Origin of the sequence: Pseudomonas sp. TWR1-1-3, from assembly GCF_049896805.1 — a bacterium.
GTDB lineage: Bacteria > Pseudomonadota > Gammaproteobacteria > Pseudomonadales > Pseudomonadaceae > Aquipseudomonas > Aquipseudomonas bubulae.
In genome coordinates this window covers 493,986-514,749 of sequence record NZ_JAFCUZ010000005.1, presented here as the reverse complement: position 1 = coordinate 514,749, position 20,764 = coordinate 493,986, and the positions used below count along the sequence as shown (strand labels likewise).

Below are 20,764 nucleotides of genomic sequence, written 5' to 3'. Positions count from 1 at the left end.
TGGTACATTCGGCCCCGCACTGGTTTCTCCATTGCCCCCTGCAAGCCGTCGCCGACGCACTCCTTATCGAATTAGTACGCGATCCTGTCGCCTTCTCTGCGGCGCGGCCTCATTAAGCCCAAAGCTTAATTTCCCTCCCCATAAATGATTACGTCATTCCTATATGAACCTGACTGAACTCAAGCAAAAGCCGATTACCGAACTGCTCGAATTGGCCGAACAGATGGGCATAGAAAATATGGCCCGTTCGCGCAAGCAGGACGTGATTTTCTCCCTGCTCAAAAAGCACGCGAAAAGCGGCGAGGAAATCTCCGGTGATGGCGTGCTGGAGATTCTCCAGGACGGCTTCGGCTTCCTTCGCTCCGCTGACGCCTCGTACCTGGCAGGCCCTGACGATATCTACGTCTCGCCTAGCCAGATTCGACGCTTCAACTTGCGCACCGGCGACACCATCGTCGGTAAAATCCGCCCGCCAAAAGAAGGCGAGCGTTACTTCGCACTGCTGAAAGTCGACACGATCAACTACGATCGTCCCGAGAACGCGAAAAACAAGATTCTCTTCGAGAACTTGACCCCGTTGTTCCCGACCGTACGCATGAAGATGGAAATCGGTAACGGTTCCACCGAAGATCTGACCGGTCGCGTGATCGACCTCTGTGCTCCGATCGGTAAAGGTCAGCGTGGTCTGATCGTTGCTCCGCCAAAAGCGGGCAAGACCATCATGCTGCAGAACATCGCGTCGAACATTTCGCGTAACAATCCTGAAGTGCACTTGATCGTTCTGTTGATCGACGAGCGCCCTGAAGAAGTAACCGAAATGCAGCGTACCGTTCGCGGCGAAGTGGTTGCTTCCACCTTCGACGAGCCACCAACCCGCCACGTGCAGGTTGCCGAAATGGTGATCGAGAAGGCCAAGCGCCTGGTCGAACACAAAAAGGACGTGGTGATCCTGCTCGACTCCATCACCCGTCTGGCCCGTGCCTACAACACCGTTATCCCGAGCTCCGGCAAGGTACTGACCGGTGGTGTCGATGCTCACGCCCTTGAGAAGCCAAAGCGTTTCTTCGGTGCTGCGCGTAACATCGAAGAAGGCGGCTCGCTGACCATCATCGCTACCGCGCTGGTTGAAACCGGCTCGAAGATGGATGAAGTGATCTACGAAGAGTTCAAAGGCACTGGCAACATGGAACTGCCTCTGGACCGCAAGATCGCTGAAAAACGCGTCTTCCCTGCGATCAACATCAACCGCTCCGGTACCCGCCGTGAAGAGTTGCTGACTGCAGACGACGAGTTGCAACGCATGTGGATCCTGCGCAAGCTGTTGCACCCGATGGACGAAGTTGCAGCCATCGAGTTCCTGGTCGACAAGCTTAAGCAGACCAAGACTAACGATGAGTTCTTCTTGTCGATGAAACGCAAGTAACACGGTTTCTCGCACAAAAATCAGGCGCCCCGCGAGGGCGCCTTTTTTATGCCAAAAAAAAAGGAAGGTTTGTGCTTAACTTCGGTCAATAAAAACAATGTATTAGCGAAATTGAGCGTATATGACTTCTCTTGTTTATCGCAGGGACATTGATGGCCTGCGAGCTGTTGCCGTGATTGCCGTAGTACTGTTCCACTTTGGTGTGCCGGGCTTTTCAGGCGGATTCGTTGGCGTCGATGTGTTCTTCGTCATTTCCGGTTATTTGATTACCTCGATCATCTGGCGCCAGCGTGAGGCGGCACGCTTCAGTTTTGTCGAGTTTTGGGCCCGTCGCGCGCGGCGAATCCTGCCGGCCTTGTTCGTGATGATGGCCGCCGTGCTGGCTGTGGGCTGGTTCCTGATGGCACCCAAGGACTACGAAGAGCTGGGGCGTTCGGTGCGCTACCAGGTGATGTTCGTTTCCAACCTGCTGTTTATGCGCCAGGAGGGCTATTTCGATGCGGCCAGCGATCTAAAACCGCTGCTGCATACCTGGTCGCTGGCGGTTGAGGAACAGTTCTATATTGTCTTTCCCTTGCTGCTGACCCTGCTGTCCAGCCGATTCAAGCACTGGCGGCTGGCTTTGTTCAGCCTGTTGCTGGTGTCGTTCGGGCTCAGCGTCTGGGCCGTGGCCCAGCATCCCGAGAAAGCGTTTTTCCTGTTGCCGATGCGGGCATGGGAACTGCTGGCCGGTGCCATGCTGGCGATTGCGCCTGCCAGCCAGAAGCGTCTGACCCCGGCGGCAGCGCAAGCTATCAGCCTGTTGGGCATGGGGCTGATTCTTGTTGCCGTGTTCGGCTATGACAACAGCACACCGTTCCCGGGTGCAGCGGCGTTGCTGCCCGTGCTGGGCGTGGTGGCCCTGATCTGGGCCAATGAGCATCAGAGCACCTGGGTCGGGCGTGTGTTGAGCACGCGGCTAATGGTCGGGCTCGGGCTGATTTCCTATTCCTGGTATTTGTGGCACTGGCCGGTTTTCGTGTTTGGCAGTTATGCCGGCGCGGAGGAGTTTGGTCCCGTGCTGACGGGCGGGTTGATTGCGCTGACGTTGATCCTCGGCTATCTGTCCTGGCGTTTTGTCGAAACGCCGTTTCGTGAGCGTCGAATATTGGCTGGCCGTCGTCAGATTCTCATCGCGGCGGGCTTGGGCATTCTGGTGTTGGGTATCGCCGGCCAGGCGCTGCGCTGGACCGATGGCCTGCCGTCGCGTTTGTCCGAGCAGGCGTTGCAATATGCGCGGGCCAGCGAATGGCGACCTGAGCTGATGGCCTGCATCACCGATGACAAGAGCCCGGCCGACACGCCGTTCTGCCGTTACGGACTATCGCCCGCCGCGCCGGCTCAGTTGCTGGTGTGGGGCGACAGCCACGCCACGGCCCTGATCCCGGCACTGGAAGAAAGCGCCCGCCAGCATGGCGTCAATGTGATGCTGGCCAGTTCGGCCGGTTGCCTGCCGCTTGAGGGGCTGGAGCACGGTACGCGGTGCGCCGATTACAATCGTCGTGTCGAGCGCACCCTGGCGACCGAGCCAGTGCGCGACATCCTGCTGGTAGCCCGCTGGAGCCTGTACTTGTATGGCGATGCCAAGGGCGATCACGGCCATGCGTTGCGCGATGGCAATGGCCACTATGACCGCGCGGTCGCCGAACAACGGTTGGCCGATGCCTTGCGGGCGAGGGTCGAGCAATTGCGCAAGGCCGGGTACCGCGTATGGCTGATGAAGGAGGCGCCGTTGCAACCGTTCAATCCGCCGTACCGCCTGAGCCGCCTGGCGATGCTGCACCAGCCAACCGCCGAAGTCGGCATGCCGGTTGAAGACCACCTCAGGCAAAAAGCGTTTATCAACCGGCTGTTTGCCGATATCGCGGCTGCTGATTCCAATGTGCAGGTACTGGACCCGACCCCGCAGTTGTGTGATGCCTCGGGGTTGTGCCGGGCCGAACAGGACGGTCATTCGTTGTATACCGATGACAATCACTTGTCCGAAATCGGCGCTCGCCTGGTTCTCCCGGCATTGGCCCCGCTGTTCGATGATCTGGCGTTGCGTGCCCCGGAGCAGGCCAATACCGCCCGCTGAGCAGCGATAAGCTGCCAGCGGCCGGCATAGCAGGTAGGATGTACGCCTATTTTAGGGGTGCCACCGTCAATGAAATTCAAGGATCTTCGGGATTTCGTGCAGCAGCTAGAGCAGCGCGGAGAATTGAAACGCATCCAGATTCCCGTTTCTCCAGTCCTGGAGATGACTGAAATCTGCGACCGCACGCTGCGTGCCAAAGGCCCGGCTTTGCTGTTCGAAAACCCGACTGGCCACACGATTCCGGTGCTCGGCAATTTGTTCGGCACGCCAGAGCGCGTGGCAATGGGCATGGGCGCCGAGTCTGTCAGCGAGCTGCGGGAAATCGGCAAGCTGCTGGCGTTCCTCAAGGAGCCCGAGCCGCCTAAAGGTCTGAAGGATGCGTGGTCCAAGTTGCCGATCTTCCGCAAGATCATTGCCATGGCCCCGAAAGTCGTCAAGGACGCGGTGTGCCAGGAAGTGGTCATTGAGGGGGATGACGTAGACCTCGCCATGCTGCCGGTGCAGCATTGCTGGCCGGGCGACGTGGCGCCCCTGATTACCTGGGGCCTGACCGTGACCAAAGGCCCTAACAAGGACCGGCAGAATCTCGGTATCTATCGTCAGCAGGTGATTGGCCGCAACAAGGTCATCATGCGCTGGTTGAGCCACCGAGGCGGTGCACTGGACTACCGTGACTGGTGCGAAAAACACCCCGGCCAGCCATTCCCGGTATCCGTGGCCCTGGGCGCAGACCCGGCGACCATTCTCGGCGCCGTGACCCCGGTGCCCGACAGCCTGTCGGAATACGCTTTTGCCGGCTTGCTGCGGGGCAATCGTACCGAACTGGTGAAGTGCCGCGGCAACGACCTGCAAGTGCCGGCCACTGCCGAGATCATCCTTGAAGGCGTGATCCACCCTGGCGAGATGGCGCCCGAAGGCCCGTACGGCGACCACACCGGTTACTACAACGAAGTGGACAGCTTCCCGGTGTTTACTGTCGAGCGCATCACTCATCGGGTCAAACCGATCTATCACAGCACCTACACCGGCCGTCCACCGGATGAGCCGGCAATTTTGGGCGTGGCGCTCAACGAAGTGTTTGTACCGATCCTGCAAAAGCAGTTTCCTGAAATCACCGACTTCTACTTGCCGCCCGAAGGCTGCTCGTACCGCATGGCCATCGTGACCATGAAAAAGCAGTATCCGGGGCACGCCAAGCGCGTAATGCTGGGTGTGTGGTCGTTTTTGCGCCAGTTCATGTACACCAAATTCGTTATCGTGACTGACGACGACATCAATGCCCGCGACTGGAACGACGTCATCTGGGCCATTACCACGCGTATGGACCCCAAGCGCGACACGGTAATGATCGACAACACGCCAATCGACTATCTCGACTTTGCCTCACCGGTTTCCGGCCTGGGTTCGAAGATGGGCCTGGATGCAACCAACAAATGGCCGGGTGAAACCACCCGTGAATGGGGTCGGGTCATCGTCAAGGATGAGGCGGTCACTCGCCGCATCGATGACATCTGGAATCAATTAGGAATAGATTGATGCGTGTAACCTTGCAGCCTTCAGGTGCGGTACTGGAAACCTTGCCTGGCGAGCGAATTCTGGATGCGGCGCAGCGTCTGGGCTATGAATGCCCGCAGAGCTGTCGCAATGGTAATTGCCACGTGTGTGCGGCCTTGCTGGTTGAAGGCCAGGTCGAGCAGGCGGGAGACGTGCGTGATCATGGCGAGTTTTATACCTGCCTGGCGGCCCCGCTTGAAGACTGTGTGGTGTTGTGGGATGGCGTGCTTGCGTTGGGAGAATTACCGGTGCGTAGCCTGGCGTGTCAGTTGACCGAGTGTGTCGATATGGGTGGCGATGTGTGGCGGGTGCGCTTGCGCGCACCTGCGGGCAAGCCGCCGCGTTATCACGCCGGGCAATACGTGATGCTGGAGCGTGAAAACGGTGACAAGTCGGCATTCTCGCTGGCCAGCGCACCGCACTCGGGGCGCGACCTGGAGTTGCATGTACTGGTGCGTGAAGACAGCGCCCGCAAGCTGATCGAGCAGTTGCAGCGCAACAGGATGGTTCGCCTGGAGCTGCCGTTTGGTGACACGCACTTGTCTGAATTGCCGGACGGGCCGTTGGTGCTGATCGCGGCGGGCACCGGCATGGCGCAAATGCACAGCCTGATCGAACATTGCCGTGCCAAGGGTTTCAAGCATCCGGTGCATTTGTACTGGGGCGTGCGTCGCCCGGAAGACTTCTACACCCTGGATGAATGGGCTGAATGGGAGAAAACCCCCAACCTGTTCCTGCATAAGGTAGTGAGTGATTTGTGTGGTTGGGAAGGGCGCTGCGGCATGCTGCATGAAGCCGTGTGCGAAGACATCAGCGATCTGGCCAGTGTGCATGTATATGCCAGCGGTTCGCCGGCGATGATCTACGGCACCCTTGACGCGCTGGTGGCGGCCGGCATGGATGCGCACCAGATGCGTGCCGACGTGTTTGCCTACTGCCCGCGACCTTAAAACCGCACGCCAGTGGTAATCATGGCGGCATTGAAGCCGAGCAACACCAGCTCGGCGGCTACCGGGCCGTAGTGGGCGCCGACTGAGGGAATGATCACCGGCGCAACGCCGAAGCGATTGAGGGGAATCTTGTTCTTGTACTCGCCGCGGTAACCTTGCAGCAGGCCGCCCGTCAACTTCAAGTAAACAGGATAAGTGTCGCTATCAAAGCGTTTGCCCGCGTAGGTGTAAAACGATCGCTGGCTGAATGAGTTGCGAAAGGTGGCCACTCCATAGACCAGCCCCGAAGCTTCATTGCGTTCAATACCAATCAAATCCTGATTGTTGTTGTGCTCGGAGTCAGGTGAAAAGTGTCGGGTATATACGCTGGTTTGCAGGTACCAGAACCCTTTGTCGTCCTGTGTTGTATTGTCTTGCGCCAGGGTTGTGCTGGCGTATGCGAGTATCAGTAGACAGCAGCAGAGAGCTTTTTTTCGCATTTTGCACCTTCTGGTGGTTATTTGAAGTGTGCGTAGGGTGCACAGCTATCCAGAGGTACCTATCCTGTTTTAATTGGTGTAGGCAGTACCTAAGCAATGTCATATATGCTTGTAGGGATTTTCTTTTTCTTATTGGGTGTTTGTGCTTATTTGGCGCGTAACCGATTCTCGCCTGGTTTGAGTCGCTGGCTTGATTATCCTGTTTCGCGCCTGTCAGCAGCCTGTCCGGTTGGTCAGATCATTGAGTGTGCAGTGATATAAGATTGGTGGATTAGTTTCTGTTACGTCATGTTTGCAGGATCCATTTCCCCGTTATGACTGTTATTGAATCTGCTGGTTTAAACTCGATCTACCCCCCGCAGCTTGATCTCGGGGCACCGTTGACTCCAGAGCAACTGCTCAACTCCGTGCACAGCACCATGGCGCGCCATCAGGGCGGGCCGGTCTGGTTATTTGCTTATGGTTCATTGATCTGGCGCCCTGAGTGCACGGCGGTCGAGCGCGTGCGTGGGCGGGTGCATGGCTACCATCGCGGGCTGTATCTGTGGTCTCACGAGCATCGCGGCACACCGCAGTGGCCAGGTCTGGTTTTTGGTCTGGATCGAGGGGGGTCGTGCAGTGGCTTTGCCTATCGCTTGCCGGAAGAAAACCTGGACGCCTCACTGCATGCCTTGTGGCTTCGCGAAATGCCGGTGCCCTCGTATCGCCCGCACTGGCTGACGTGCAGACTGGACGATGGCAGCCAGGTGCAGGCCCTGGGCTTTGTGCTGGAGCGGCATTTGCCCAGCTATGCGGGCAACCTGCCGGATGACGTGTTGAGCCAGGTGTTGGCCAACGCCAGCGGGCGCTACGGCACTACTCGCGATTATGTCGAGCAGACCGTAAGTGCCCTGCGCAGCCACGCCATGCCAGATCGAAACCTGGAGGCGCGGCTCAAGCGCTGCGTACCGATTGCGCCTTAAGCGGGAGCGGTTACCGCACGTTCTTCGCTGGCCTGGTTCTTGTGGCGCAGTGTCGGGATCATGAATGCGATGGCCAGCAGGCACGCGCTGATCAGCAGCACAAAGCCGCCATCCCAACCGAAGTGGTCAACCAGATAGCCCATGGCCGCACTGGCCGCCACCGAGCCACCCAGGTAGCCGAACAGCCCTGTAAAGCCTGCGGCAGTACCTGCGGCTTTCTTCGGTGCCAGTTCCAGTGCCTGCAAACCGATCAGCATTACCGGCCCGTAAATCAGGAAGCCGATTGAAAACAGCGCGATCATGTCCACGGTCGGGTTGCCTGGCGGGTTAAGCCAGTAAACCAGGGTTGCGACGGTCACCAGCGACATAAAGACAATGCCGGTCAGCCCGCGATTGCCGCGGAAAATCTTGTCTGACATCCAGCCGCACAGCAGCGTGCCCGGAATTCCCGCCCACTCGTAGAAGAAGTAAGCCCACGACGTGGTGTCCACCGTGAAGTGCTTGGCTTCCTTCAGATAGGTCGGCGCCCAGTCCAGCACGCCGTAGCGCAGCAGGTAGACGAACACGTTGGCCAGGGCGATATACCAGAGCATTTTGTTACGCAGCACGTATTTGACGAAGATCTCTTTGGCGCTGAATTCGTCTTCGTGGCTGGCGTCGTAACCCGCCGGGTAATCATTCTTGTACTGCTCGATCGGCGGCAAACCAACGGACTGTGGGGTGTCGCGCATGGTGACAAACGCAAACAGCGCCACCAGCAGCGCCACCGTGGCAGGTACATAGAAGGCCGCGTGCCAGTCGTTGAACCAGGCCATACCCAGTAAAAACAGCGGGCCGATCAGACCACCGCCCACGTTGTGGGCCACGTTCCACACCGATACCACACCGCCGCGTTCCTTCTGCGACCACCAGTGCACCATGGTACGGCCACTGGGAGGCCAACCCATGCCCTGCGCCCAGCCGTTGATAAACAGCAAAATGAACATCATGGTCACGCTGGATGTTGCCCAAGGTGCGAAACCGAAAATGAACATCACTCCCGCTGAGATCATCAAGCCAAAGGGTAAAAAGAAGCGCGGGTTAGAGCGGTCGGACACCAGCCCCATGAGGAACTTGGATAAGCCGTAGGCAATGGCAATCGCTGACATTGCGACACCCAGTTGACCTCGGGTGTAGCCCTCATCGATCAAGTAGGGCATGGCCAGAGAGAAGTTTTTGCGCAGCAGGTAGTAACCCGCATAGCCAAAAAAGATACCGGCAAAGATTTGCCAGCGCAGTCGTCGGTAAGTGCTGTCTATTTTTTCTTCAGGCAGAGGCGCCTGGTGTACGGCAGGTCGGAAAAAAGCAAACATTCAAGAGTTCCAAATTTCTTGTTATATCGGCGGTGCCGAACGTTACATTTTCGTTACTGAAAATGACAGGCCTTGCCCTTTAGAACTGAAGGAATAATCCCACATGCGATTTTCGCTTATGAACATGTCGCCTGGGTATAAAACCCTAAGCAGGCTGGCTTCGCTGCTCTGGTCTATCTGAAAACCATCCACAGGCTCGGCGAATACAGCGGCAACAAATGTTTTCGTAGGGTTTAAATGCAAGTTCAATAGGAACAATCCCACGCTGGAATCGGAGCTCCAGGACTGAGCTATTGGCCTGCACATCAATAGAATTTCCCCTTTGCAGCCCTATGGGGGTGCGCCGCCGGGGGAAGGCTATGAAGCTTGTGCTGGGGTTTGTGGCGTTTACTGCGTGGGCTGGCGAACCTGCGCCAGATATCAACAGTGTCACCTGCCTGAAGTTAAACCGGGAAATCAGGGGCTATATGCGTCGCGGGGTCGACCTGCCTCTGGCTGAGTTGACGCTGTTCAGGCAAACCCGCAACCGGTTGATTGAAGGGTTTGAGGACGGGCTGTATTCACGCGACCAGCTATCGACTGCCATGTACGAGCTATCGAGGGATGTGGAAAAGGTGGTCAAGACCTGCCGGCGCATAGGCAGTCGTCCATTTGTGGACATGTTGCCCGCGAGCGTTCAGAAACTGCTGATGTCAACCAGAGGCACAAGTAAGTCACCCGCTGGCCGATAACGCTAGATAGGCCCTCAAGCAGCCCCGTATGCTTGCCTCCACACCGAATGAAGGAGCGAATTGTGAAAGCGTGGATCATGTTGATGCTGGCCCTGGCTTTGCCGATGGCGGCGGTCGGGGAAGAGGCGCAGGAAGGTGGCGACAAGGTCAGCTACATCAGTCTTAGCCCGCCATTTGTGGGTAACTACGGTCTGGATGGCAGTTCCAGGCTCAAGGTGTACAAGGCTGATATTTCCTTGCGCGTGACGGGTGCCGATGCAGCCAGGGCGGTCAAAGCCAATGACCCGTTGATTCGTAATCAACTGGTGGGGTTGTTTACCCAGCAGACCAGCGAAAGCCTGGGCAGTGTCGAGGCCAAGGAGAAGCTGCGCCAGGAAGCCTTGAAGCAGATCCGGCAGGTGATGAGCGATGAAACCGGCAAGCCGATGGTGGACGATCTGTTGTTCAACAATTTGATCGTTCAGTAAAGGCGCAGCTACGGGCTTGGCTTTTGTGTGGGAGCAGGCCTGCTCGCGATGCAAGCGCCTCGGTACTTCAGGTGCGTCGAGGTGAAGCTGTCGCGAGCAAGCCCGCTCCCACATAACCCGTGCCCGTACTTACGACGCCAGACTCTTGCGAAACCGCGCCAGGGCAATGGCGAAGAACACCAGGCCGATGCCGGCCAGGGCCAGCAAGTCTGGCCACACTACGTTCACACCCGCACCGCGAAACAGTATCGCTGCGCTCAGGCTTACAAAGTGGGTCGACGGCGAGCACTGCATCACCCATTGCAACCACACGGGCATGCTGTCCAGCGGCGTACTGCCGCCCGAGAGCAAGAGCATCGGGATGATCACCGGGATGGCCAGCAAACCGAACTGCGGTGTTGAGCGGGCCAGGGTCGCAAGGAATATCCCCAGTGCGGTACTGGCAAACAGGTACAGCGCGGTAACCAGCAAAAACAGGGTCAGCGACCCCGACAGTGGCACGCCCAGCGCCCATTTCACGATGACTTCCAGCGACACCCAGGTGCACAGCACCACCACCAGCATGTTGCTCCAGATTTTTGCCAGCATGATTTCCAGCGCCGTCAGCGGCAGTACCAGCAAATGGTCGAGGGTGCCGTGTTCGCGCTCGCGCAGCAACGCGGTGCCCGTCAGCACAATGGCCAGGATGGTAATGTTGTTAACGATCTGTATCACCGCCAGAAACCATCCGCCTTCCAGATTGGCGTTGAACAATGCCCGGCTGGAGATCAACGCCGGGGCTTTCGCCGCTGCGTCACCCTGGCCGGCATAGTTGAGCAGCTCACGCTGGAAAATCTGCCCGATATACCCTGCGCCCATAAAGGCCTGACTCATGGCGGTGGCATCGACGTTGACCTGCAGGCCGGGTTGGCGGCCTGCCAGCAAGTCGGCCTGGAAGTTGGCCGGTACATTGATCACAAAGGTGTATTGGCCGTTATCCATGGCCTGATCGAGCTGGTCATAAGGCAAGGCTTGTGGGGTTTTGAACTCCGGGGGCAGCAGCGACTCACTGAGCTTGCGTGACAGAGGGCTATGGTCTTCATCAATGATGGCAACGCTGGCGTTGTGCACGCCGATGATCGAGCTCGATGCCGGCATATAAATCGCCACGGTAAAGGCATAGAGCAGGAACATCAGCAGCACGCTGTCATGGCGCAGGCTGGTGAGTTCTTTAAGGCCAAGGCGCAGGATGTGCGAGAACTTGTGCATCAAACCTCCTGCTTCTTGAGCATGATCAGGCTCAACCCGGTAAACGCCACAAAAAAGCCGAACAACGCCAGGCATTGCGGCCACAGTTGGCGCAGGTCGAGCGCTTTGGTGAAGGTGCCTACTGCGATATCAAGGAAATGCCCGGCCGGGAACAGCATGCCCATTACCGCCGAGGCTCCTTCGAGTGAGGAGCGCGGCACCAGCAACCCGGAAAACTGAATGGTCGGCAGGCTGGTGATGATCATGGTGCCCAGGATCGCGGCGATCTGGGTGCGGGTGAAGGCGGAAATCAGCAGGCCCATGCTGGTGGTCGACAGTACATACAGCAGCCCGCCCAGCGCCAGGGTCAAGCCGCTGCCCTTGAACGGTACGCCAAACAGCCAGCGGTTCATGGCCACCAGCAACGCCAGGTTGACCAGGCTCACCGCCAGATAAGGCGCCTGTTTGCCCAGCAGGAATTCAAGGCGTGTCAGGGGTGTGGCGTAGAAGTTGGTGATGGAGCCCAGCTCTTTTTCACGCACGATGCCCAGCGCGGTCAGCATGGCCGGGATAAACGCCAGGATTAGCGCCATGACGCCGGGGCCGATGGCATTGACGCTGATCACATCCTGGTTGTAGCGGAAACGGGTTTCCAGTTTGACTGAGGCTTGCCGGTTTTGTGCCTGGCTACTCAATGTGGCCAATTGTTCCAGGTTGGCCTGATGCACGGCCTGCACATAACTGCGGCTGGTTTCGGCGCGAAACGGCATGCCGCCATCAAGCCATGCGGCAACCGTGGGCTGGCGCCCGGCATACAAATCCCGGCCGAACCCCGGGGGGATTTCCAGGGCAATTTTTATTTCCGAGCGTTGCAGGCGTTTGTGCAACTCATCTGCACTGCGGATCGGCGTGTGTTCTTCGAAATACCGCGAGCCACGGAATGCCTCAAGATAGGCACGGCTTTGCGGGCTCTGATCCTGGTCGTAGACGGCGAAGGCGAGGTTTTCCACGTCCAGCGAAATGCCGTAGCCAAAAATCACCATCATGAACAGCGCGCCCAGCAAGGCAAAGGCCATGCGCACCTTGTCGCGCAGCAACTCTTTGGATTCGCGACTGGCCACGGCAATCAGCCGGGTCAGGCTGAAACCCCTTTTGCTGACCGGTGGCGGCGAATTGACCGCAGGCGTGGCGACAGGCTCGGGAGAAGAGGCCGCGCTGGCGTCCTGGTCGTTCTGGGCCTGTTCCAGGCAGGTGACAAACGCTGCTTCCAGCGTATCGCCGTGGAACTGGTGTTGTAGCGCATCGGGCGTGTCGCAGGCCAGCACCTTGCCGGCGTGCATCAACGAGATACGGTCGCAGCGCTGGGCTTCGTTCATAAAGTGTGTGGACAGGAAGATGGTCACCCCTTGCTCGCGGGACAACTCGATCAGCAAGCGCCAGAAATCATCGCGGGCGGCCGGGTCCACGCCCGAAGTGGGCTCATCGAGGATCAACACTTCCGGGCGATGCAGCACAGCCACCGCCAGAGACAGACGCTGGCGCAAACCCAGGGGCAACTCGCCGGACTGTTGTGTGGCCACGTCGCCGAGATCGAAACGCTCGATCAATTCTTCGATACGCGGCTCGCTTTCGGCCTTGGGCAAGTCAAACAGTTGTGCGTGCAGCACCAGGTTTTGGCGCACGCTCAACTCGCCGTACAGCGAGAAGCTTTGCGACATGAAACCCACGCGCTTGCGGGTGGCCAGATCCTTGGCGTTCACCGGGTTGCCCAGCAATTTGGCGCTGCCTTCGGTGGCCGGCATCAACCCGGTGAGGACCTTCATGGTGGTGGTTTTGCCGCAACCGTTAGAGCCCAAAAAGCCAAAAATTTCGCCCCGGCCAATGGCAAAGCTGACGTTGTTCACTGCGGTGAAATCGCCGAATTTCAGGGTCAGGTCGTGGGCTTCAATGGCGATATCACTGTTGTCGCTGGTGCGTGGCGGAATCACCAGTGGCTCGCTGCTGTGGCCGCTGTCACCCTGATAGTGGGTGAAGGCCTCGTCGAGCTTGCCGGTTGTGGTGACTGCCGCCAGTTCCTGGCTCAGACCGGTGGCAATCAACTTGCCGCGATCAAGCATCAGGCAGTGTTCGAACTGCTCGGCCTCTTCCATGTAGGCCGTCGCCACCAGCAGCGTCAGTTGCGGGCGCTGGCGGCGCACATCTTCCACCAGCTCCCAGAAGCGTCGGCGTGACAGCGGGTCGACACCTGTGGTGGGCTCGTCGAGGATCAGCAGGTCGGGCTCGTGAATCAATGCGCAGCACAGCCCAAGTTTTTGTTTCATGCCTCCCGAGAGCTTGCCCGCCGGGCGCTCGGCAAAACGCTCAAGGTCGGTGGCCTTGAGCAGTTCGGCCATGCGTTGCTCGCAGTCGTCTTTCGACAGGCCAAACAGGGTGCCGAAAAAGCGGATGTTTTCGCTGATCGACAGTTCCGGGTAAAGGTTGCCACCCAGGCCCTGGGGCATAAACGCGATCAGTGGGTACAGGGTGTTGCGATGTCGGCGGTTATCAATCGGGCCGCCGAGCACCTCAAGGGTGCCCTCCTGGAGCTTCTTGACCCCGGCAATCAGCCCCAGCAGGCTCGACTTGCCCGCGCCATCAGGGCCGATCAACCCGCAGCGCGTGCCTTTGGGCAGGCTGAACGTGATGTCCAGCAGCGCCTGCTGGCTGCCGTACCTGTGGCTGATGCCACTGGCGTTTAGCGCCAGATCACTCATTGCAGATTAGCCGGCCATGGTACATCGGCGGTTCGCACATAACCGGCACCCGGCATGCCCGGTTTGGCCTGGGGCACGGCACCCGGGTCGGTGAGGCGCAGCTTTACCCGGAATACCAGTTTTTGCCGCTCGTCGCGGGTTTCAACTTCTTTGGGGGTGAACTGGGATTTGGCTGCGACAAAAGTGATTTTTGCCGGCAGCGCCCGGTCGGGCAGGGCGTCGAGCACGATGCGTGCCTCAGAACCCACAGTCAATTTGCCGACCACCGAAGCGGGCATGTACAGGTTCATGTACTGGTCGCCGGGGTCAATCATCATAAATACCCGGCCGCCCGAGCCGAGGACTTCGCCAGGTTCGGCCAGGCGCAGCTGGATCACGCCGTTGATCGGTGCGCGCAGGCTGCTGTCGTCAATTTCGCTGGTCAGCTGTGCGACCTGAGCCTGGGATGAACCAATCGCGGCCTTGGCAGCCGCTACCTGGGCCTGGGCGGCGACTACTGCTGCGTTGCTGGTGTCGAATCGGGCTTGTTGCTGATCCAGTTGCTGACCGCTGGCAAAACCGCGCTGGGACAGTTGGCGAAAGCGCTTGAGTTCCTGGCTGGCCAGCAGTTTTTCGCTCTGGCGCAGTTGCACGTTGGCTTCGTTGGCGGCCAGGGTCTGGCGGGCGCGCAGCACTTCGGCTTCAGCTTGCGCACGACTGGCTTCCAGGGTGCGGGTGTCCATGCGGGCCAGCAGTTGGCCCTGGGTTACCCGGTCGCCTTCGTCAACCAGCACTTCAGCCAGACGCCCGGGGATTTTTGCTGCGATTTGCACTTCTGTGGCTTCGAGGCGGCCGTTGCCCATGCTGATGCCTTCGGGGAGGCGGTCGTGCTGGGATTTCCAATAACCGAACCCGCCTGCTGCGATCAGCAAGACAGCCAAAGGGATAACGAAATAATGGGAAATACGGTGATTGCTAGACATGCCGACATCCTGTGTCACAGAGCGCTCTAGTTTGACGGTTTCAAGCCGATTGCGACTTGATGCCAGTCAAAGGAAGTCCAGAGCGTAGACGCTAAAATCGGATGCTGCTTGTCAGGTGCAGAGCCGGAGTGTTGTAGGAGCGGGCTTGCTCGCGATGGGATCGCTGCGGATCACCTGATAAACCACACCGTCTGAATCGAGAGCAAGCCCGCTCCCACACTAAGCCCTCTCCCACAGCGATTCGCTTTACAGCAACCCCATCACCACAGCCCATTGCTCACCCGTTACGGGCATCACCGAGAGGCGGCTGCCTTTTTGCACCAGCGGCATTTCGGCCAGGGCGCTTTGCTGTTTGAGGTAGTCGAGTTTGATCACCCGGGGAAAGGTCTGCTCATGGGCGACCTGCAGTGCGCTCCACGGGTTTTTCTCGACGCTGGCCTTGGGGTCGAAGTAATGACTTTCAGGGTCCAGGGCCGTCGGGTCCGGATAAGCGGCCTGGACAATTCGGCCTACTCCGGCAATCCCTGGCTCGGGGCAACTGGAGTGGTAGAAAAAGAACAGATCACCCACCGCCATGGCTCGCATGAAATTGCGCGCCTGATAGTTGCGCACACCGTCCCAGCGAGCTTCGCCGAGCTTTTGCAAATCCTTGATCGAAAATTCGTCAGGCTCGGATTTCATCAGCCAATAAGCCATCTTCTATACTCCAGAAACATGCTGTGATTATTTTGTCCGGCAACATTTTGCTAAACCGACAGTCGGTTGACGTCAGCGTTTGCTTGCGTGTGCGTGTTGCCGCAAAATGCCCGCCTTTTAAGCTTGACGCTGCTGCACGGCCTATAACAAAAACCGTTGCTGTCATCGTGTTGATTTGCCTGAAGGAGGGCAATCGATGAAACGCAAACCGGATTTACTGTGGATGCTGGTTATTTTGTTCGGTTTGGGTGTGGTTACAACAGGCTACGCGCAAAGTCTCTGGTCAAACTCGACAGACGCGCCGATTGAGCTGGCGCAACAGCAAGTACAACCCTTCAAACGCTAAAAACTGATTCCTGGGCATCGCTTTGTCAGTGATGCCTTGATTGTCAGTGGGCGACGTACCACTGCCTGTCCGAGACCGTGCCCTGCAAAGGGACATCCCAACTGGCCTGGTCCAGGCACGCCACTTTCTGACATTCGTGGGCCAGCCCCAACAGTGTCGGCTTGCGCCAGCTTTGGCGTCTTGCCTGATAGGCCAGGCTGCGGTCATAAAAACCGCCGCCCATGCCCAGCCGTCCCCCCTTCGCATCAAACCCCACCAGTGGTAGCAGCACCAGGTCCAGCGCCCAGACCTTGCGTTGGCGTGCGCGGTTGATACGGGGTTCAAGAATGCGGAAACGGTTGGGGATCAGCTTTTCGCCGGGGGCGACCCGCTGAAAGACCATTTTAGTTTTCGGCCAGGCACTGAGAACCGGCAGGTAGGTGATTTTGCCCCGACGCTGAGCTTCGCGCAGGAGCAGGCGCGGATCGATTTCACCGTCAGTGGGCAGGTACAGCGAAATGTGTTTGGCGCGGCGAAACAGCGGGTGTTGCGCCAGTTGCCGGTACAGGCCACGGGCTGCCTGGCGTTGCTCGCAGGGCGACAGGTCGCGGCGGGCTTTGCGCAGGATTCGGCGAAGTTGCGGGCGGGAAGGCGGCGCAGGTTCGTTCATATGGCGTGCTGTTCAGGATCGAGACACCGGGTGGTGGCTCGTGCAAGCCAATGCCAGCAGTTGGCTGGCATTGCGCTAGGAAATCAGGCTCCCCGACGTACCGCTGTCGGCTTGGCCCTTGAACCCGAAAGTTCAAGGTGGAAGTTGCAGTAGACCTTAAGGCTTTCCGTCTAGCGGACATGCACACCGGCCCAACGTGCAAGCTCCAGGGTAGTGCGAATCGGCTCAGGGACATCGCTAACTGGCGAATACTCCAGGGAGTGGCGCGAGTATACCCCAAAGTAACGATTTGAATCAGCTTTGGCGTTCGTTCGGATCAGTGGCCAGCACCAGATCAACGCGATCGAGCAGGTCGCGTACCTGTTCTCGGGTAGTGCTGCTGGTCTGAACTTCGGCGACTTCCTGCTTGTGCAGCAGATCATGGGTAATATTCAGTGCAGCCATTACGGCGATACGGTCGGCGCCAATGACTTTGCCGCTGCTGCGAATTTCGCGCATTTTGCCGTCCAGGTAGCGGGCGGCGCTCACCAGGTTGCTGCGTTCTTCCTGGGGGCACATGATCGAATACTCTTTATCGAGGATGTGCACGGTGACGCTACTGCTTGAACTCATGAGTCTTGCTCCAGGGCTTTGAGGCGCGAAATCATCGATTCCACCTTGTTTCTGGCGATTTCGTTTTTTTCAATGAGGTGCGCGCGTTCCTCGCGCCAAGTCTTTTCCTGAGCAGTTAAGAGTGCGTTTTGACGGTTAAGTTGCTCGACTCGGCTAATCAGCAACTCGAGTCTAGCCATCAGTGCATGCAGGTCGGTGTCTTCCATTGTGTCCTACTGTGTATTTTCTGATGGGCGGTGACTGTCAAACGAGTTGACGCCTCGATGGTCTGGCACGGCTGCCGATGCTAGGATACAAGCCCTCCATTCTAGACATAGCGCCGCTTGGCGCCTAGCTGACCATGCCTATTCAGAATTCCCCGTATCAAGCCTTTGTAACCCTGCTGACCGCCAACGGCCACTCCGTCTCGCCTGCCGAACTGCATGGCCACCTGCTGGGTCGCAGCTGTGCCGGTGCCGGTTTCGATGCCGACGCCTGGCTGGTCGAAGCTGCCGAACTGTTGGCTGGTGAGCCACAAGACAACGTACGCAATGCCTTGATCGGATTGCAAGAGATGGTCAAGGGCGAGCTGACCAGTGACGACATGACCGTCGTGCTGTTGCTGCCGACCGACGACGCACCATTGACCGAGCGCGCTGCTGCCCTGGGCCAGTGGTGCCAGGGTTTCCTGTCCGGTTTCGGTCTGACCCGCCGCGCCTATTCGCTGAGCGATGAAGCCAACGAAGTGCTGCGCGACCTGGCCGCCATCGCTCAGGTGCAAGATGCCCTGGAAGAGTCTGAAGACGGCGAAAGCGACTATATGGAAGTGATGGAATACCTGCGCGTCGCGCCGCTGTTGCTGTTCACCGAAACCAAAAAAACTGCTGACGCCGCGCCAGCCAAGCCTTCGCTGCACTGATTGATCGACAAGAGGGAAACCGTCTGCCCATGATCCATATCCCGAAATCGGAATACGCACGTCGCCGCAAGGCACTCATGGCGCAGATGGAGCCCAACAGCATTGCGATCCTGCCCGCTGCGGCGGTGGCCATTCGCAATCGCGATGTCGAACATGTTTACCGCCAGGACAGCAATTTCCAGTACCTGAGCGGCTTTCCCGAGCCTGCGGCCGTGATCGTCCTGATTCCGGGCCGGGCACATGGCGAGTACGTGCTGTTTTGTCGCGAGCGCAACGCCGAGCGTGAATTGTGGGACGGCCTGCGGGCCGGGCAGGAAGGCGCAATTCGCGACTTCGGTGCTGACGACGCGTTCCCGATCACCGATATCGACGACATCCTGCCGGGCCTGATCGAAGGCCGCAGCCGGGTGTATTCGGCGATGGGCGGCAATCCCGAATTCGATCGCAATCTGATGGAGTGGATCAACGCGATCCGCTCCAAGGCCAGCCTCGGTGCCCAGCCGCCCAACGAATTCGTTGCTCTGGATCATCTGCTGCATGACATGCGCCTGTATAAATCGGCGGCAGAGCTCAAGGTCATGCGCCATGCGGCGCAAATTTCGGCTCGCGCCCATGTGCGTGCAATGCAGGCCAGCCGCGCCGGTTTGCATGAGTACAGCCTGGAGGCAGAGCTGGATTACGAATTTCGTAAAAGCGGGGCAAAAATGCCAGCCTACGGCTCGATCGTCGCCTCTGGCGATAACAGCTGCATCCTGCATTACCAGGAGAATGATGCACTGCTCAAAAGCGGCGATCTGGTGTTGATTGATGCTGGCTGCGAGATCGACTGCTACGCCAGCGATATAAGCCGTACGTTCCCGGTCAACGGCCGTTTTTCAGCGGAACAGAAAGCGATCTACGAGCTGGTTCTGGCTGCACAAGAGGCGGCATTTACCGAAATTGCCCCTGATAAACACTGGAATCAGGCCCATGAAGCCACAGTCCGGGTAATTACCGCCGGGCTGGTGGAGTTGGGGCTATTGCAGGGTGACGTTGACGAACTGATCGCCAGCGAGGCCTACAAGCCGTTTTACATGCACCGTGCTGGCCACTGGCTTGGGCTCGATGTGCATGACGTGGGGGAATACAAGGTCGAGGGTGAGTGGCGCGTGCTGGAGGCGGGCATGACCCTGACCGTCGAGCCGGGTATCTATATCAGCCCCGGCAACCTCGATGTCGCGAAAAAATGGCGCGGCATCGGCGTGCGAATCGAGGACGACGTAGTGGTCACCAAACATGGCTGTGAAATCCTGACGGGCGACGTGCCAAAAACTGTCGCCGAGATCGAAGCGTTGATGGCAGGCGCGGCATGAGCCGCGTCAATCTGGCCATCATCGGTGGCGGTCTGGTGGGGGCGAGCCTGGCGCTGGCGTTGCAGGCCGGGGCCAGGGCCCGTGGCTGGAAAATCGTATTGATCGAGCCGTTCGCCCCCGGCAACGCCTATCAGCCAAGCTACGATGCCCGCTCTTCGGCGCTCAGCTATGGTGCCCGGCTGATCTATGAACACTTGGGCCTGTGGCAGGCTATTGCTGAACGCGGTGAGCCGATCAAGGATATTCATGTATCCGATCGCGGGCGCTTCTCGACGGCTCGCTTGTCGGCCAGTGAAGAAGGCGTTCCGGCGCTGGGGTATGTGGTCGAAAACGCCTGGCTGGGCCAGTGCCTGTGGAAAAGCCTGGACCCGGACGTGATCAGCTGGCGTTGCCCGGCTGAAGTTATCCACATGCAACCGCTGGATGATGGCTATCGCCTGACCCTCAACGACGAAACCACGCTGGACTGCGATCTCGCCGTCCTGGCTGATGGTGGGCGTTCGGGCTTGCGCGAGAAACTGGGCATCCATGTGCGTCAGCAGCCCTACAACCAGAGCGCGCTGATAGCCAATATCACGCCGAGCCAGCCCCATGCTGGCATGGCGTTCGAACGTTTTACAGAAGAAGGCCCGATGGCTCTGCTGCCATTGCCTGACAACCGCTGCGCGCTGGTGTGGACGCGTTTGGGGATGGACGCGCAGCGTCTGGCAGCCCTGGATGAGCGCAGCTTTCTCAGCGAGTTGCAGGGCGTATTTGGCTATCGTCTGGGCACCCTCAAACAAGTGGGGGCGCGGCACCTGTATCCTTTGACGCTGATTGAAGCGCAGGAGCAGGTACGTCCTCATCTGGCGGTGCTGGGCAATGCGGCCCACAGCCTGCACCCGATTGCCGGACAGGGTTTCAACCTGTCCCTGCGCGATGCCCGGGCGCTGGCCGATGCCTTGTTGGGCAGTGACAAGCAACCCGGGGATTTCGCCACCCTGCTGAGTTATCAACAGGCGCAGCAACTCGACCAGCAACTGACCATCGGCTTCTCCGACAAGGTGACGCGGGTGTTTGGCAGTGAGCAGCCACTGGTGTCCTTTGGTCGCAACCTGGGCCTTCTAGGCCTTGACCTGTTGCCACCGGCCAAGCGCTGGTTTGCCCGTCAGGCAATGGGCCTGGGCACCCGCGCAGACAGTTGATGACGACCGGGGCGAGCTTGCCCCGTATCGATCCATTTTTTCAGGTGCGGC

Annotated in this window: 20 protein-coding genes and 1 other RNA gene; 11 read left to right on the top strand and 10 right to left on the bottom strand. The window is 58.7% G+C overall.

The annotated features are described in order from the left end of the window. Window positions 1-163 precede the first annotated feature (163 nt). The 4 genes from rho to ACP7BE_RS20740 all read left to right on the top strand — a co-directional run bounded on the left by rho (window position 164) and on the right by ACP7BE_RS20740 (window position 6,043). Window positions 164-1,423 (top strand): transcription termination factor Rho, encoded by a 1,260-nt coding sequence (gene rho, locus ACP7BE_RS20755; RefSeq protein ID WP_016783019.1) that lies wholly within the window; start codon window positions 164-166, stop codon window positions 1,421-1,423. A 121-nt stretch (window positions 1,424-1,544) separates the two neighbouring features. After that, window positions 1,545-3,539, top strand: coding sequence for an acyltransferase family protein (locus tag ACP7BE_RS20750; protein ID WP_426107075.1), 1,995 nt, complete (start codon window positions 1,545-1,547; stop codon window positions 3,537-3,539). A gap of 69 nt (window positions 3,540-3,608) precedes the next feature. Then, entirely contained in the window at window positions 3,609-5,075 is a 1,467-nt protein-coding gene (gene ubiD / locus ACP7BE_RS20745) for a 4-hydroxy-3-polyprenylbenzoate decarboxylase (protein ID WP_095000701.1), read from the top strand. Next, the gene (locus ACP7BE_RS20740; RefSeq protein ID WP_095000702.1) at window positions 5,075-6,043 is read left to right on the top strand and encodes a CDP-6-deoxy-delta-3,4-glucoseen reductase; all 969 of its coding nucleotides are present in this window, start codon (window positions 5,075-5,077) and stop codon (window positions 6,041-6,043) included. The genes ubiD and ACP7BE_RS20740 overlap by 1 nt, the downstream gene beginning before the upstream one ends. Here ACP7BE_RS20740 and ACP7BE_RS20735 read toward each other — a convergent pair. Further along, window positions 6,040-6,522, bottom strand: a complete 483-nt coding sequence (locus ACP7BE_RS20735) for a sn-glycerol-3-phosphate transporter (protein WP_150628629.1) — start codon at window positions 6,520-6,522, stop codon at window positions 6,040-6,042. The genes ACP7BE_RS20740 and ACP7BE_RS20735 overlap by 4 nt on opposite strands. A 314-nt stretch (window positions 6,523-6,836) precedes the next feature. On the opposite strand from ACP7BE_RS20735, the gene ACP7BE_RS20730 reads away from it, so the two are divergent. Continuing rightward, a complete protein-coding gene (locus tag ACP7BE_RS20730) occupies window positions 6,837-7,484 on the top strand; it encodes a gamma-glutamylcyclotransferase (RefSeq protein WP_095000704.1) in 648 nt (215 codons plus the stop codon). Here the strand turns inward: ACP7BE_RS20730 and glpT are convergent. After that, on the bottom strand, window positions 7,481-8,836 hold the full coding sequence (glpT, locus tag ACP7BE_RS20725) for a glycerol-3-phosphate transporter (protein ID WP_095017794.1): 1,356 nt from the start codon (window positions 8,834-8,836) through the stop codon (window positions 7,481-7,483). The two genes, ACP7BE_RS20730 and glpT, sit on opposite strands and share 4 nt — an antisense overlap. A gap of 359 nt (window positions 8,837-9,195) precedes the next feature. Here glpT and ACP7BE_RS20720 point away from each other — a divergent pair, with 359 nt between their 5' ends. After that, complete coding sequence (locus ACP7BE_RS20720; RefSeq protein ID WP_426107071.1) at window positions 9,196-9,567, top strand: hypothetical protein; 372 nt, start codon at window positions 9,196-9,198, stop codon at window positions 9,565-9,567. Between the two features lie 62 nt (window positions 9,568-9,629). Further along, the gene (locus ACP7BE_RS20715; protein ID WP_178102583.1) at window positions 9,630-10,034 is read left to right on the top strand and encodes a flagellar basal body-associated protein FliL; all 405 of its coding nucleotides are present in this window, start codon (window positions 9,630-9,632) and stop codon (window positions 10,032-10,034) included. A gap of 129 nt (window positions 10,035-10,163) precedes the next feature. Here the strand turns inward: ACP7BE_RS20715 and ACP7BE_RS20710 are convergent, their stop codons facing one another. The 4 genes from ACP7BE_RS20710 to ACP7BE_RS20695 all read right to left on the bottom strand — a co-directional run bounded on the left by ACP7BE_RS20710 (window position 10,164) and on the right by ACP7BE_RS20695 (window position 15,672). Then, complete coding sequence (locus ACP7BE_RS20710) at window positions 10,164-11,282, bottom strand: ABC transporter permease (RefSeq protein ID WP_095000708.1); 1,119 nt, start codon at window positions 11,280-11,282, stop codon at window positions 10,164-10,166. Next, on the bottom strand, window positions 11,282-14,014 hold the full coding sequence (gene rbbA / locus ACP7BE_RS20705; RefSeq protein WP_153327175.1) for a ribosome-associated ATPase/putative transporter RbbA: 2,733 nt from the start codon (window positions 14,012-14,014) through the stop codon (window positions 11,282-11,284). Before rbbA ends, ACP7BE_RS20710 begins: the two co-directional genes overlap by 1 nt. Then, window positions 14,011-14,976, bottom strand: coding sequence for an HlyD family secretion protein (locus ACP7BE_RS20700; RefSeq protein WP_095000710.1), 966 nt, complete (start codon window positions 14,974-14,976; stop codon window positions 14,011-14,013). Before ACP7BE_RS20700 ends, rbbA begins: the two co-directional genes overlap by 4 nt. 246 nt (window positions 14,977-15,222) lie before the next feature. Continuing rightward, window positions 15,223-15,672 carry an EVE domain-containing protein gene (locus ACP7BE_RS20695; protein WP_095000711.1) on the bottom strand — a complete coding sequence of 150 codons (450 nt, stop codon included), beginning with the start codon at window positions 15,670-15,672 and terminating at the stop codon, window positions 15,223-15,225. 196 nt (window positions 15,673-15,868) lie between these two features. Between ACP7BE_RS20695 and ACP7BE_RS20690 the strand changes: the two genes are divergently transcribed. Then, entirely contained in the window at window positions 15,869-16,018 is a 150-nt protein-coding gene (locus tag ACP7BE_RS20690; protein ID WP_095000712.1) for a hypothetical protein, read from the top strand. A 43-nt stretch (window positions 16,019-16,061) separates the two neighbouring features. Here ACP7BE_RS20690 and ACP7BE_RS20685 read toward each other — a convergent pair whose 3' ends face one another. The 4 genes from ACP7BE_RS20685 to ACP7BE_RS20670 all read right to left on the bottom strand — a co-directional run bounded on the left by ACP7BE_RS20685 (window position 16,062) and on the right by ACP7BE_RS20670 (window position 17,485). After that, window positions 16,062-16,667 (bottom strand): 5-formyltetrahydrofolate cyclo-ligase, encoded by a 606-nt coding sequence (locus ACP7BE_RS20685; RefSeq protein ID WP_095024222.1) that lies wholly within the window; start codon window positions 16,665-16,667, stop codon window positions 16,062-16,064. Between the two features lie 85 nt (window positions 16,668-16,752). Continuing rightward, a non-coding RNA gene (gene ssrS / locus ACP7BE_RS20680) (6S RNA) lies at window positions 16,753-16,930 on the bottom strand. A 31-nt stretch (window positions 16,931-16,961) separates the two neighbouring features. Then, the gene (locus ACP7BE_RS20675; RefSeq protein WP_095000714.1) at window positions 16,962-17,279 is read right to left on the bottom strand and encodes a cell division protein ZapA; all 318 of its coding nucleotides are present in this window, start codon (window positions 17,277-17,279) and stop codon (window positions 16,962-16,964) included. After that, window positions 17,276-17,485, bottom strand: a complete 210-nt coding sequence (locus tag ACP7BE_RS20670; protein ID WP_095000715.1) for a TIGR02449 family protein — start codon at window positions 17,483-17,485, stop codon at window positions 17,276-17,278. The genes ACP7BE_RS20675 and ACP7BE_RS20670 overlap by 4 nt, the downstream gene beginning before the upstream one ends. Window positions 17,486-17,619: 134 nt before the next feature. On the opposite strand from ACP7BE_RS20670, the gene ACP7BE_RS20665 reads away from it, so the two are divergent. Genes ACP7BE_RS20665 through ubiH form a run of 3 tightly spaced genes read left to right on the top strand, consistent with a single transcriptional unit; the run spans window position 17,620 to window position 20,713 of the window. Further along, window positions 17,620-18,177, top strand: coding sequence for a YecA family protein (locus tag ACP7BE_RS20665; protein ID WP_095017790.1), 558 nt, complete (start codon window positions 17,620-17,622; stop codon window positions 18,175-18,177). A gap of 29 nt (window positions 18,178-18,206) precedes the next feature. Next, window positions 18,207-19,529, top strand: coding sequence for a Xaa-Pro aminopeptidase (gene pepP / locus ACP7BE_RS20660; protein WP_095000717.1), 1,323 nt, complete (start codon window positions 18,207-18,209; stop codon window positions 19,527-19,529). Then, window positions 19,526-20,713 (top strand): 2-octaprenyl-6-methoxyphenyl hydroxylase, encoded by a 1,188-nt coding sequence (ubiH, locus tag ACP7BE_RS20655; protein ID WP_095017789.1) that lies wholly within the window; start codon window positions 19,526-19,528, stop codon window positions 20,711-20,713. Before pepP ends, ubiH begins: the two co-directional genes overlap by 4 nt. Window positions 20,714-20,764 lie beyond the last annotated feature (51 nt).